Consider the following 14,062-nt stretch of genomic DNA (forward strand, 5'->3'; position numbering starts at 1 on the left):
CTTTGCCCCCCCCCCCCCCCCCCCCCCCGCGATTCCGCCCAAAAAACCGTCCGCTTCTTTTACTTGGGCACGCTCAGTTACAGCTATGATGTGGAAACCGTGTGCAAAGGCGTTCAAAAACTTTCAGACGGCGGCGAAAACGTCGAGCTGCACATTATGGGCGGCGGTCCCGATTCGGACAGGCTTCAGCAATACGCCGGCGGCGGCATCAGGTTTTACGGCTACCTGCCCTACGCCGACATGATTTCCATCGCCAAAGGCTGCGACATCGCCGTCAACGCCATCCATTCCTACGCCATGCAGTCGGTTACCAACAAACTTTCCGACTACATGGCATTGCAAAAACCCGTGCTGAACAGCCAGACCAATGCCGAAGTCCTCGGCCTCTTGAACCTGCTGCCGCACGAAAACTACCGTTCCGGCGATGCAGACAGCTTCGCCCGTGCCGCCGAAAGCCTGATGGCAAAACAAAACGGGGCCGTACAGTCCGATGAAATCGTCCGCCGCTTCAGGCGCGACATTTCCTATCAGAAAATCGTCAACCTGATTGAAAGATTGGCAAATGAGTAAAGCCGTCAAACGCCTGTTCGACATCATCGCATCCGCATCGGGGCTGATTGTCCTCTCACCCGTTTTCCTGATTTTGGCGTACCTCATCCGCAAGAATCTGGGTTCGCCCGTCTTCTTCATTCAGGAACGCCCCGGAAAGGACGGAAAACCTTTTAAAATGGTCAAATTCCGTTCCATGCGCGACGCGCTTGATTCAGACGGCATTCCGCTGCCCGACGGAGAACGCCTGACACCGTTCGGCAAAAAACTGCGTGCCACCAGCCTGGACGAACTGCCCGAACTGTGGAACGTCCTCAAAGGCGACATGAGCCTGGTCGGCCCTCGTCCGCTTTTGATGGACTACCTGCCGCTTTACAACGAATTTCAAAACCGCCGCCACGAAATGAAACCCGGCATTACCGGCTGGGCGCAAGTCAACGGGCGCAACGCGCTTTCGTGGGATGAAAAATTCTCCTGCGATGTTTGGTACATCGACCATTACAGTTTTTGGCTGGATATGAAAATCCTGTTTCTGACAGTCAAAAAAGTCTTTATTAAAGAAGGCATTTCGGCGGAAGGGGAAGCCACTATGCCCCCTTTCACGGGGAATCGCAAACTTGCCGTTATCGGCGCGGGCGGACACGGCAAAGTCGTTTCCGAGCTTGCCGCCGCACTCGGCACATACGGCGAAATCGTTTTTCTGGATGACCGCGCCCAAGGCAGCGTCAACGGCTTTCCCGTCATCGGCACAACGCTGCTGCTTGAAAACAGTTTATCGCCCGAACAATTCGACATCGCCGTCGCCGTCGGCAACAACCGCATACGCCGCCAAATCGCCGAAAAAGCCGCCGCACTCGGTTTCTCCCTGCCAGTCCTGATTCATCCGGGCGCATATGTTTCTCCGTCGGCAACCGTCGGCCAGGGCAGTGTCGTGATGGCGAAAGCCGTCGTACAGGCTGACAGCGTATTGAAAGACGGCGTGATTGTGAACACTGCCGCCACCGTCGATCACGACTGCCTGCTTGACGCTTTCGTCCACATCAGCCCGGGCGCGCACCTGTCGGGCAACACGCGTATCGGCGAAGAAAGCTGGATAGGCACGGGCGCGTGCAGCCGCCAGCAGATCCGTATCGGCAGCCGCGCAACCATTGGAGCGGGCGCAGTCGTCGTGCGCGACGTTTCAGACGGCATGACCGTCGCGGGCAATCCGGCAAAGCCGCTGCCGCGCAAAAACCCCGAGACCGCGACGGCATAAGCGATTAAAATACACCCCCGTACAGACCGATTTTGACAACACCTGCGGCGCGCGCCCGATTCTTCGGAACACGCCCCCTTCAGACAGCATAGGGTCGGAAATGCCGTCTGAAAACCGACGGACCAAACATCATGTTGAACACTTCCCTCTCCCCGTGGCCCTGCTTTACCCAAGAAGAAGCCGATGCCGTTTCCAAAGTACTGCTGTCCAACAAAGTCAATTACTGGACGGGCAGCGAATGCCGCGAATTTGAAAAAGAATTTGCTGCTTTCGCCGGCACACAGTACGCCGTCGCCCTTTCCAACGGCACGCTTGCGCTCGATGTCGCGCTCAAAGCAATCGGCATAAGCGCAGGCGACGATGTGATTGTTACCTCGCGCACTTTCTTGGCTTCCGCTTCCTGCATTGTGAACGCGGGCGCAAATCCGGTGTTTGCCGATGTGGATTTGAACAGCCAAAACATCAGCGCGGAAACCGTCAAAGCCGTGCTGACCCCGAATACCAAGGCGATTATCGTGGTTCACCTTGCCGGTATGCCCGCCGAAATGGACGGCATTATGGCTTTGGCAAAAGAACATAATCTTTGGGTTGTCGAAGACTGCGCCCAAGCGCACGGAGCGAAATACAAAGGCAAATCCGTCGGCTCTATCGGACACATCGGCGCGTGGTCGTTCTGCCAAGACAAAATCATCACCACCGGCGGCGAGGGCGGTATGGTTACCACCAACGACAAAACCCTGTGGGAAAAAATGTGGGCGTACAAAGACCACGGCAAAAGCTACGATGCCGTGTACCACCGCGAACACGCACCCGGTTTCCGCTGGCTGCATGAAAGCTTCGGCACCAACTGGCGCATGATGGAAATGCAGGCAGTCATCGGCCGCATCCAGCTCAAACGTATGCCCGAATGGACGGCGCGCCGCCAAGCGCATGCCGCCAAACTGGCTGAAAGCTTGGGCAAGTTCGCCAGCATCCGCTTGGTTGAAGTAGCCGACTACATCGAACACGCGCAATACAAGTTCTACGCCTTCGTCAAACCCGAACACCTCAAAAACGGCTGGACACGCGACCGCATCGTGAACGAACTGAATGCGCGCAAAGTCCCCTGCTATCAAGGCAGCTGCTCAGAAGTGTATTTGGAAAAAGCCTTCGACAACACACCTTGGCGGCCGAAAGAGCGTTTGAAAAATGCTGTCGAGTTGGGCGACACCAGCCTGATGTTTTTGGTGCATCCGACGCTGACCGGCGAGGAAATCGCGTTCTGCAAAAAACACATCGAAGCCGTATTGACCGAAGCCGCACGATAACCCTTCAGACGGCATACGCCGTCTGAAAACACATACCGCCCCACGATATGAATCTGGAAACCCTGATCGCCCTGCCGCGCAACATCAAGAAAACCTGTTTCCTCATACACGATTTTCTGATGATTTTCATTGCATTCTGGTTCACCCAAAGCCTGAAGGCCGACTATTCCGAAGAATGGTTCGACCCCGCCAACTGGCAGTCTTTCCTATTGACCGCGTTTTTGACCGCCTGCCTGTTCTTCAGAATGGGGCTTTACCGCGCCGTCACACGCTTCATCAGCTTCCGCATCCTCTCCACCGCGCTGGCAGGCAGCCTCGCCTCCGCCGTACTGTTTTTCCTCAATACGCTGATATTTGAAGAACGGCTGCGGCTCGCCCTGCCCGTCGTCTATTTCCTGCTGCTGTTTGTTTCCGTGACCGGCTCGCGTATGGTTTTGCGCGGGCTGTTGTCCGAACACCCCAAAAAACAGATGACCCCCGTCATTATTTACGGCGCGGGGCAGGCGGGCAGGCAGCTTCTCGAGGCCGTCAAACAAATGCGCGAATATTCCGCCGCCGCCTTTGTGGACGACGACCCCAAACTGTGGCGCACCGTCATCTGCGGCCTTGCCGTTTACCGCCCCGACGACATCGCCGCCCTCATCGGACGCTGCGGCGTGGAAAAAATCCTGCTCGCCATCCCCGGCGCGACTCAGGAACAACGCCGCCGAATCATCAGCAAACTGGAAGCCTATCCATGCGAAGTGCTGACCATCCCCGGAATGAAAGACCTGATGGACGGGAAAATCAGCATCGGCACGCTCAAAAAAATCTCCGTCTCCGACCTGCTCGGGCGCGATCCCGTCACGCCCGACGACCGCCTGATGAGTGCCGACATCGAAGGTAAAACCGTCATGATAACCGGCGCGGGCGGCTCCATCGGTTCGGAACTCTGCCGCCAGATTATCCGCCGCCGCCCCGAAAAGCTGCTGCTGTTCGAGTTATCTGAATTCGCCCTGTACGCCATCGAAAAAGAATTGCGCGAATACTGCGCCCGAAACGGCATCGCCGCCGAAATCCTGCCCTTCCTCGGCTCGGTGCAGAACCGCACACTGCTCACGCGCATCATGACCGCCGGCCAAGTCTCCACCGTTTACCATGCCGCCGCCTACAAACACGTCCCTATGGTCGAATTCAACACCGTCGAAGGCATACGCAACAACATCTTCGGCACACTCGAGTGCGCGCTTGCCGCCACGGCATCGGGCGTAAGAACCTTCGTCCTCATCTCCACCGACAAAGCCGTCCGCCCCACCAACACCATGGGTGCCAGCAAACGCATGGCGGAACTCTGCCTTCAGGCACTCGCCGCCGAACCCGGACAGAAAACCCGCTTCAGCATGGTACGTTTCGGCAATGTTTTAGGTTCGTCCGGCTCCGTCGTCCCGCTGTTTGAAAAACAGATTGCCGAAGGCGGCCCGATTACCCTGACCCACCCCGAAATCACACGTTATTTCATGACCATACCCGAAGCCGCCCAACTCGTCATACAGGCAGGCGCGATGGGTACGGGCGGCGACGTATTTGTCCTCGACATGGGCGAATCCGTCAAAATCATCGACCTTGCCCGCCAAATGATTACCCTAAGCGGCCTCAAACCCAAAACACCCGAACAACCCGACGGCGACATCGAAATCCTCATTACCGGACTGCGTCCCGGCGAAAAACTCTACGAAGAGCTGCTCATCGGCGACAACGTCCGCAAAACCGGCCATCCGCGCATCATGACCGCCAACGAGACCATGCTGCCGTGGCACGAGCTCTCCGCCCTGCTCGACCGCATCCGTTCGGCCTGCGACCGTTACGACCAGCAGGCAATCCGCACCCTGCTCATCAACGCCCCAACCGGCTTTGCCCCGAGCGACGGCATCTGCGACCTGCTTTGGGTACGAGAAACACACAGAAAAAATGCCGTCTGAACCTTCAGACGGCATAACGTACAAACCAACCTACCTTACACACACGGAGTTTGACATGCAGTTTTCAGCATTCGGCGAAAAATTCACGCAACACAGCGGCATCCTCCAACTGATGGACGACCTCGGCGACGCGCTCAAAAGCGACAAGCCCGTCAACATGCTCGGCGGCGGCAACCCGGCGCGCATTCCGGAAATCGATCGGGCGTTTGCCGACATATTCTCCAAACTGGCGGCAGAACACGCCGTCGAAAACATCGGCAACTACTCCAACCCCCAAGGCGATGCCGCGCTGATTGACACGCTGACCGCCTTCCTCAACCGCGAATACGGCTGGAACCTGACCTCCGGCAATATCGCGCTGACCAACGGTTCGCAAAACGCGTTTTTCTATTTGTTCAACCTGTTCGGCGGCAAATTCAATCTTTCAGACGGCCAAACGGTTGAAAAAGCCATTTTGTTGCCGCTTGCGCCTGAATATATCGGTTATGCCGACGTACATGTCGAAGGGCAGCATTTTATTTCGGTGAAGCCGAAAATTGAAAATGTCGAACACGAGGGCGAAGCGGGCTTTTTCAAATACCGTGTGGACTTTGATGCGCTGGAGAGCCTGCCTGAATTGAAAGCGGGCAAAATCGGTGCGATTTGCTGTTCGCGCCCGACCAACCCGACCGGTAATGTGCTGACCGACGGCGAAATGGCGCGGCTGGACGCTCTGGCACGGGAACACGGCATTCCGCTGATTATCGACAACGCCTACGGAATGCCGTTCCCCAACATTATTGACAGCGACGTAACGCTGAATTGGCACGAAAACATCATCCTCTGCTTCAGCCTTTCCAAAGTCGGCTTACCGGGCGTTCGCACCGGCATCATCGTCGCCGCGCCCGAAGTCGTCAAAGCCGTCAGCAGCCTGAACGCGATTGTGAACCTTGCCCCCACACGCTTCGGCGCGGCCATCGCCGCCCCGCTGCTGGAAAGCGGCGAGATGAAACGGCTTGCCGACCAAGTCATCCGGCCGTTTTACCGCAATCAGGCGCAAACCGCCGTCTCGCTGCTCAAGCGGGAGCTGGGCGCGTACCCGATGAAAATCCACAAACCCGAAGGCGCGATTTTCCTGTGGCTCTGGTTTGAAAACCTGCCCGTTTCGTCTCAAACCCTGTACGAAATGCTCAAAGCCGAAGGCACGCTGATTATTCCGGGCGAGCATTTCTTCGTCGGCATCGACACGCGGGATTACCCGCACGCGGGCGAGTGCATCCGCATGAGCATCGCGCAGGACGCTCAAACGCTGGAAAAAGGCATCGCCGCCATCGGCAAAACCGTCCGAAAACTGTACGACAACGTTTAAAACGCAAAAAAATGCCGTCTGAAAGGTTTTCAGACGGCATTTTTATCCGCATTCAATGTCGGGAAAAATGTTCCCAAACCGGTTTGCAGTTTTCCGGCAGTTCGGGACACGCGCCGAGGATGCCGCCGCTGAAGTCGTTTAAACGGTGGAAGTCGCTGCCCGCGCTGGCGAGCATACCGAAGCGTTCTGCCAGCAGCGCGTAGTTGAGGCGGTCGTTTTTGCAGCAGTTGCCGCTGTGGACTTCGATGCCTGCGCCACCAAGGTTTTTAAATTCTTCAAACAGATTGCGCTTGGCGGTGGCGGACAAATCGTAGCGCATGGGGTGGGCGATGACCGCCAACCCGCCCGCGCCGTTGACGGCAGAGACGCAGCCTGCCAGCGTCGCCCATTCGTGTCGGACGGCGCAAGATTTGCCGTCGCCCAAGTATTTGGTGAACGCCTGCTGCTTGTTTTTGACGTGTCCGTTTTTGATGAGGAACTCGGCGACGTGGGTGCGGCTGACCATTTCTTTGTTTGCCGCCAGCGCGAGCGCGCCGTCGTATGCGCCGCCGATGCCTTTCTTTTCAAGCTTGGCGGCGATGGCTTCAAGACGTTTCAGACGGCCTTGCCGCACTTGCGCCAACAGGTTTTGCAGGTTTTCGTCTATTTCGTCAAAATCCAAACCGACAACGTGTATCGTGCGCCCGCGCCACGTTACGGAGATTTCCACGCCGTTAATCAGGCGCAAACCGAGTTTGTCGGCTTCGGCACGCGCTTCGGCGATGCCGCCGGTGTGGTCGTGGTCGGTCAACGCCAGCAGCGTGCAGCCGTTTTGATGCGCGAGGCGCACGACTTCGGCAGGGGAGAGCATACCGTCGGAAACGGTGGAATGGCAGTGCAGGTCTATCATAAGGCGTTATGTGTGTGGTAAATGGTGGGCAGGGTGTTTCAATATTGTCGGGCGGTGTGGCGGCGGTAATGTTGAAGACGGGCGTATGGCAAATGCAAAGGAAAAGCCCCTATTCCGTCATTCCCGCGTAGGCGGGAATCCAGAAGTTTGAAAAGCTAAATATTTCTGATAAATCAGGACCTAGATTCCCGCCTGCGTGGGAATGACGAAATAAGTATTTTCCATTTCAATCCACAATAAAAGGTCGTCTGAAAACGCGGTTTCCATCAAGCCGAACCGTTTCAGACGGCATCGTCCGACCAACCTGCTTCTTTCAATTTCCGCCGTTGCGCGTCGTAGCGTGCCTTATCCGCCCAGTAAATCGTCTGAATGCACGCCTCGCCGCAGTCGCTGCCGCAGCATTCCCACGACTCGGGGCGGACGGGTTCGTCCAAAAGCGGCTCGCCCAACAGGGCTTCGGCTTTATGCTTCAGGGTCGTATCCATCGGCGATTTCCAAGCGCGCGCCGTCAAACTCGATGACTTCGCCGCCGCGTATTTTGGCGGTTTTACGGGTTTCGGTTTCGCCGTTGCGCAACACCAGCCCTTCGGCAATCAACGCTTTCGCCTGTCCGCCGCTTTCGGCAAGTCCGGCCAATTTCAAGAGGTCGCACAAGGCGATGTATTCGTTGTCTTCAAGATAGACAGTGGCTTCCATAATGTTCCCTTGCAGAAAGAGGCCGTTATTGTAGCACCTGCCGCCGCCGTACCCAAAATTACCGCAAAACCGGCAGCACATCCCACACCAGCTGTTCCGTAAAAGTAAAAATGCCGTCTGAAACCCCGTATGCCGCCAGCCGGTCAAAAAAATCCTGTCCAACGGCAGGCTGCAACGCCTTATCCCCGACCGCACATTACCCTGAAAACCGACAATAAATCCGCAAACCGTTTATATATATCCCAACGCATAAACCGTCCGCTACAACGGCGGCAGGCATAATCCGTCAGACAACCGTTAAAATTTGCCCGATAAAAAGTTTGATTCAAAACAAAGCCTCTAAACCCCTCCAAATACAACAAAAATCCTGTTGATTTTTTTTAGGATTTCGATATAGTTCTTTCTGATTATTTTTATTAGTACCGACTCATTAAATTGCAATATCCTACCCTGCCTGAATACCCACCCAATGATATTTGGTTTATTTCAAAACAGGGGATAGGTTTGCAACATTAATAAGCTTTACCAAGTCAACCCTGCACAGGAGCACAGGCATGAACCGCCCATACAAACTCTTCAAACTCAGCATACTGACGCTCAGCCTGAGCGCATTGTCCCACGCCGCACAGGCTGCCGGAGAAATGCAACAGGCAGAACTGGAACAAATCCGCGTAACCGCCAAAAACCGCAGCCTGCGTACCGAAAATCGGAATGACTATACGACTTCGGCCATGAGTTCTACCACAGGACTGGCATTGACTCCGCGCGAGACGCCGCAATCGGTCAGCGTGATTACCAAAAACCAAATTGACGATCAAGGCATTACAACGCTGGCAGATGCGTTGAAAACGACGACCGGCGTAAATGTCGTTCGCCAAGGGAACCGCACCCATTTCCAAAGCCGCGGATTCTATATTGAAAAATTGGAAGAAGACGGCATGGCCACCACTATTGGTGCGCCGGGCATATTTGGCAGTCCTGCCAGAGACGGGCACAACATCACCGACCTTGCCATGTATGACCACATTGAAGTTGTGCGCGGTGCGGCCGGGCTGACCCAATCCAACAGCGCGCCCGGCGGTACGATTAATGCCGTACGCAAAAAACCGACGGCTAAAAAACAAATCAGTATGAATGGTTTGGCCGACCGTTTCGGCAAACGGCATATCGAATTGGATGCCTCGGGCACTTTAAGCTCAGAAAACCAACTCCGCGGGCGTATTGTCGGCAGTTTTGATCATGACAAAACATTTCAGGATAAGGTGAAAGGGCAAAACAGCCTTCTTTACGGCATTTTGGAAAAAGACATCGGAGAAAACAGCAAGGTTTCTGTCGGTGCGTATCGTATCGCCCAGCGCAACACCCCCAATCTCAACGGTTTACCTTTATGGGAAGACGGAAGCAGTCTACCGCGCGACAGCTATTTCGGTGCGGATTGGAATCATGGGCGATTCATCAAAAACGGTGTTTTTGCAGAATTTGACCACTACTTCAACGACAACTGGAAATGGAACAGCAAAATCGATTGGCGAAACAGCCACTCCGACCAAAGGTATGCTTTCTTAATGGCAGACGAAAACGGGTTGAAAGCCAATCAATCCATCGGTATTGAAGACAAACAGGCTTTCCGCTATCAGCACGACAGCAAACATCTGCATATTCAAAACAACCTGCGCGGCAAGTTTGAAGCCTTGGGACAAACCCACGACATCTTCCTGACCCATAATTATTCGAAAGAGCGCAATACCCTGCACCATACCCGTATGCAGGCAACCGGCAGCTACGATCCATTTTCTGCCATTATCCCCCAGCCGGACTGGGCCGCCGAACCATACAGCATTATGGACAGCAACAACCATTTCTATACGCACGCCCTTGCGGCAGGTACCCGCATCAATCCTACGGAAAAACTGCATCTGTTGGTAGGCGGACGCTATACCCATTGGAAACGCGACTTTGATTACAACTGGTCCCGTTATGCAGGCGCTCCGGACAATGATGCAAAAACCTATTCGGTCAAAAACAACAAATTCATTCCATACATCGGCATCACTTACGATTTCATGCCGGGGCAAAGCCTCTATGCAAGCTATACATCCATCTACAAACCGACTCTGAAAACAAATGCAGACAACAGCTATCTCGCGCCCGAAGTCGGCAAAAACTACGAATTGGGTTGGAAAGGCGAATGGATGCAGGGCAAACTCAATACGGCCGTTTCCCTGTTCCAAACCGATAACACCAACGTCGGCGTGTATGTCAACGTTCCGGCCAGCGGCGGCAAGAAGAAGACTTTCTACTACGTTCCCGCAAAAGAACGCAGCCGCGGTGTAGATGCGGAAATTTCCGGAGCAATCGGCGCAAATTGGAAACTGTTTGCCGGCTATACCTACAATATCCGCAAAACAGAAAACCATCCCAAAACCGAAGGCGATTTTGCCAACTGGACCCCAAAACACATTTTCCGCGCTTACAGCAGCTATACGCCGCCGTTTGCAAACGGTAAGTTAAGTATCGGTATGGGCTTGTCCGGTCAAAGCAAAACCGGCAGCAAGCTGCCCCAAGGCGGCTATACCGTTTGGAATGCCGGTTTGCAATACCGTCCGACCGACAATTTGCAACTTGGGCTGGCGGTCAACAACCTGACCGACAAACGCTACTATGAAAACAACAGCAACCGTACAAAAAACTACGGCAACTTCTACGGCGAACCGCGTAATGCCGTGTTCAGCCTGAAGTGGAAGATGTAAGGGCGTGCCTTCGCTGCAAAAGTATCATTTTTAATCAAAGAGGCCGTCTGAAAGCCTGACCCTGCTTTCGGACGGCTTACCGTATGCATTAAAAACATCATGAAATCCCTAAAAAACTTCCTTAATCTTGCCCGTCCGTTTTGGACAGGCAGACACAGCAAAACCCAATGGCTGATACTCGCCTCACTCATCGGCCTTACGCTTTTTTCAACCACCATCAGCGTTTGGATAGCCGCTTGGGACAAACGCTTCTATGATGCGCTCGCCGCATTCGACGGCGCATCCATGCCTTCCCTGATCAGTGAATTTTTAGGATATATGGCAATGATTGTTGCCTGCATCGGATTTGGGGACTGGCTGCAAAAACGCCTTATTTTCCGCTGGCGTTCCCATCTGACCGAGCAGTTCCAACACCACTGGCTTGACGAACACAAACACTACCGCCTGCGCCTGACCGGCGAACCGGACAACCCTGACCAACGTATCGCCGAAGACATCTACCTGCTTGCCGACCAAAGTATCGGCCTGTTTCGCTCCTTTATCAGCAACATCACCAAACTCGGTGCCTTTGTTACCGTATTATGGACGCTCTCCGGCGTACAAACCTTCAATATCGGCGGACAAAACATCACCCTGCACGGCTACCTCGTCTGGGTTGCCCTGATTTATTCCGTCATCAGCACACTCTTCGCACACCTCGTCGGCCGCAAACTGAAAATCCTCAACATTGACCGCCAGCACCGCGAAGCCGATTACCGCGCCGCCCTCCTGCGTGTGCGCGATAATGCCGAACAAATCGCCTTTTACAATGGCAACGATGCCGAAGCAGACCGCCTGAAACAGCGTTTCAAGCGTATCCGCGACAACTGGCGGCAGCTGACCAACTGCGAATTCCGCCAAGAAACCTTCTTTGCAACCTACGTCCGCATCAGCATCTTTATCCCCATCCTCGCCACATTACCCATGTATCTGGCGAAAACCCTGACCTTCGGCGATATGATGCAGACCCGCACATCGTTTGCCCGGGTTCAAGACAGCTTCGGCTGGTTTACCGATTACTACCGCAGCCTTATCGAATGGGCGGCGGTCGTCGAACGCCTTTCCGGTTTTCAGACGGCATTGGAACAAATAAGTGAAAAAAGGACAACGGCAGCCGCAATACAAAAGCCCGACCCATCACCGTCCGGCAACAAAGCAGGCGGCATCCTCGTCCTGCAAGACCTGAACGTCCGCACCCAAAGCGGCGGCAAACTGCTCTCCGGTATCACCCTCAAAGCCCGCGCCCCCGAATGGGTATTGCTCGAAGGCAAAAGCGGCATCGGAAAATCCACCCTTCTGCGCGTATTGGCAGGGTTGTGGCCTTATTATCTCGGCAATTTCACATTAAAAGGCGGAACATTGTTCCTACCGCAACGCCCCTATCTTCCCGCCGGAACCCTGCGTCAAACCGCCAACTACCCGAATGCCGCACATACAGACAACCACGCCCTTCAGACGGCATTGGAACAGGTAGGGTTAGGCCGTCTGACCGACGACTTGGATACCGAAAGGGAATGGCACTCCCTCCTGTCAGGCGGCGAACAACAGCGGCTCAGCCTTGCCCGCGCATTGCTGCACAAACCGCAAATTCTGTTCCTTGACGAAGCCACCAACCAGCTCGACGACGAATCCGCATTGACGCTGATGCACCTCCTCAAACGCGAACTGCCCGATACGCTGGTCATCGGCATCAGCCATCAAAACGAAATCAAAAACCTGTTTGAACGTAAAATTAATTTAACTGCTTGCCATCCGTCCGAATAAGGTATATAGTTCTTTATAACTAGTTTGATAGTCCTTTATATCTATCAACACTCCTTGGGAAGCCTCCGCCACACGGCAGGAGGCATTTTTTTGCCGCCGCAAAAGCGCGGAAACCATTGGCGACAATGCCGTCTGAACCCGAAGCGGCATCTTCCCGCCCGCCATCCGGGGACAACCCTGCTACAATACGCCTTTTATTGTTCACGCCGATTTTGCCATGACCGAGCCGACCTATATCCCCTTGCGCCTGCATACCGAATTCTCAATTACCGACGGTATGGTGCGGATTAAAAAACTGATTGCCAAAGCGCAGGAATACGGTTTGCCTGCTTTGGGCATCAGCGATTTAATGAACGAATTCGGTTTGGTGAAATTCTATAAAGCCTGCCGTGGTGCAGGGATTAAGCCTATCGGGGCGGCGGATGTGTGGATAGGCAATCCGAATGCGCCCGACAAGCCGTTCCGCGCCATGCTGATTATCCGCAACGACGCGGGCTATCTGCGCTTGAGCGAGCTTCTGACGGCGGCTTATGTCGGCAAAGACCGCAATATCCATCATGCGGAACTCAACCCCGAATGGCTGGAAAATGGCGACAACAGCGGCTTGATTTGTTTGAGCGGCGCACATTACGGCGAAGTGGGCGTGAATCTCTTGAACGGCAATGAAGACGCGGCGCGTGCGGCGGCGTTGAAATATGCGGCGTGGTTTCCCGATGCGTTTTATTTAGAGCTGCAACGCCTGCCCGAACGCCCTGAATGGGAGGCTTGCGTTTCCGGCAGCGTGAAGCTGGCAGAGGAATTGGGTTTGCCGGTGGTGGCGACGCATCCGACGCAGTTTATGAGTCGCGACGATTTTAACGCACACGAAGCGCGGGTGTGCATCGCGGGCGGCTGGGTACTGACGGACAAGAAACGTCCGCGCGATTTTACGCCGAGCCAGTTTTTCATTCCGCCGGAAACCATGGTCGAACGTTTTGCCGATTTGCCCGAAGCCTTGGAAAACACGGTGGAAATTGCCAAACGCTGTAATCTGCACATCACATTGGGCAAAAACTTCCTGCCACTCTTCCCTACTCCAGACGGTCTGTCGCTGGATGATTATTTGGTGAAACTGTCCAATGAGGGTTTGCAAGAACGCATGGTTCAGCTTTATCCAGACGAGGCAGAGCGTGCGGCAAAAATGCCGGAATATCAGGAGCGGCTGGATTTTGAGCTGAACATCATCATCCAGATGAAATTCCCCGGCTATTTCCTTATCGTACAAGACTTTATTAACTGGGCGAAAACGCACGGCTGTCCGGTAGGGCCGGGACGCGGTTCGGGTGCGGGTTCGCTGGTGGCGTATTCGCTGAAGATTACCGACCTTGATCCGCTGAAATACGCGCTGCTGTTCGAACGTTTCCTAAACCCCGAACGCGTCTCCATGCCCGACTTCGACGTGGATTTTTGCCAAAGCAACCGCGGCCGCGTGATTGAGTATGTGCGCGACAAATACGGCGCAGAGGCG

The 14,062-nt window shown here is 54.6% G+C and carries 10 protein-coding genes and 1 pseudogene; 8 read left to right on the top strand and 3 right to left on the bottom strand.

Going from position 1 to position 14,062, the window contains the following annotated elements:
* From Q9J32_RS09675 to Q9J32_RS09695, 5 genes and pseudogenes are all read left to right on the top strand, one after another.
* Positions 1-570, top strand: a pseudogene (locus Q9J32_RS09675) (glycosyltransferase); the annotation flags it as partial.
* Complete coding sequence (locus Q9J32_RS09680) at positions 563-1,804, top strand: NeuD/PglB/VioB family sugar acetyltransferase (protein WP_301885679.1); 1,242 nt, start codon at positions 563-565, stop codon at positions 1,802-1,804. The pseudogene Q9J32_RS09675 and the gene Q9J32_RS09680, both read left to right, overlap by 8 nt.
* Positions 1,805-1,935: 131 nt before the next feature.
* Positions 1,936-3,111: a DegT/DnrJ/EryC1/StrS family aminotransferase gene (locus Q9J32_RS09685; protein ID WP_301885680.1), complete on the top strand. Its 1,176-nt coding sequence runs from the start codon at positions 1,936-1,938 to the stop codon at positions 3,109-3,111.
* 47 nt (positions 3,112-3,158) lie between these two features.
* On the top strand, positions 3,159-5,069 hold the full coding sequence (locus Q9J32_RS09690) for a nucleoside-diphosphate sugar epimerase/dehydratase (RefSeq protein WP_301885682.1): 1,911 nt from the start codon (positions 3,159-3,161) through the stop codon (positions 5,067-5,069).
* Between the two features lie 55 nt (positions 5,070-5,124).
* Entirely contained in the window at positions 5,125-6,417 is a 1,293-nt protein-coding gene (locus Q9J32_RS09695; RefSeq protein ID WP_304667263.1) for a valine--pyruvate transaminase, read from the top strand.
* 52 nt (positions 6,418-6,469) lie between these two features.
* On the opposite strand, the gene Q9J32_RS09700 is transcribed toward Q9J32_RS09695, so the two are convergent.
* The 3 genes from Q9J32_RS09700 to Q9J32_RS09710 all read right to left on the bottom strand — a co-directional run bounded on the left by Q9J32_RS09700 (position 6,470) and on the right by Q9J32_RS09710 (position 8,002).
* Positions 6,470-7,306, bottom strand: a complete 837-nt coding sequence (locus Q9J32_RS09700; protein WP_301885685.1) for a PHP domain-containing protein — start codon at positions 7,304-7,306, stop codon at positions 6,470-6,472.
* Between the two features lie 281 nt (positions 7,307-7,587).
* A complete protein-coding gene (locus Q9J32_RS09705; RefSeq protein WP_002240002.1) occupies positions 7,588-7,791 on the bottom strand; it encodes an oxidoreductase-like domain-containing protein in 204 nt (67 codons plus the stop codon).
* On the bottom strand, positions 7,769-8,002 hold the full coding sequence (locus tag Q9J32_RS09710; protein WP_101129073.1) for an RNA-binding S4 domain-containing protein: 234 nt from the start codon (positions 8,000-8,002) through the stop codon (positions 7,769-7,771). The genes Q9J32_RS09705 and Q9J32_RS09710 overlap by 23 nt, the downstream gene beginning before the upstream one ends.
* 554 nt (positions 8,003-8,556) lie before the next feature.
* Between Q9J32_RS09710 and Q9J32_RS09715 the strand changes: the two genes are divergently transcribed.
* The 3 genes from Q9J32_RS09715 to dnaE form a co-directional block, all read left to right on the top strand.
* Positions 8,557-10,752 carry a TonB-dependent siderophore receptor gene (locus tag Q9J32_RS09715; RefSeq protein WP_304667260.1) on the top strand — a complete coding sequence of 732 codons (2,196 nt, stop codon included), beginning with the start codon at positions 8,557-8,559 and terminating at the stop codon, positions 10,750-10,752.
* A gap of 99 nt (positions 10,753-10,851) precedes the next feature.
* Positions 10,852-12,555 (top strand): ABC transporter ATP-binding protein/permease, encoded by a 1,704-nt coding sequence (locus Q9J32_RS09720; protein WP_301885691.1) that lies wholly within the window; start codon positions 10,852-10,854, stop codon positions 12,553-12,555.
* 217 nt (positions 12,556-12,772) lie between these two features.
* Positions 12,773-14,062: DNA polymerase III subunit alpha (gene dnaE, locus Q9J32_RS09725; RefSeq protein ID WP_304675427.1), on the top strand; the 1,290-nt coding region annotated here is incomplete at its 3' end.

Origin of the sequence: Neisseria uirgultaei (assembly GCF_962719845.1) — a bacterium.
Classification (GTDB): Bacteria; Pseudomonadota; Gammaproteobacteria; order Burkholderiales; family Neisseriaceae; genus Neisseria; species Neisseria bergeri.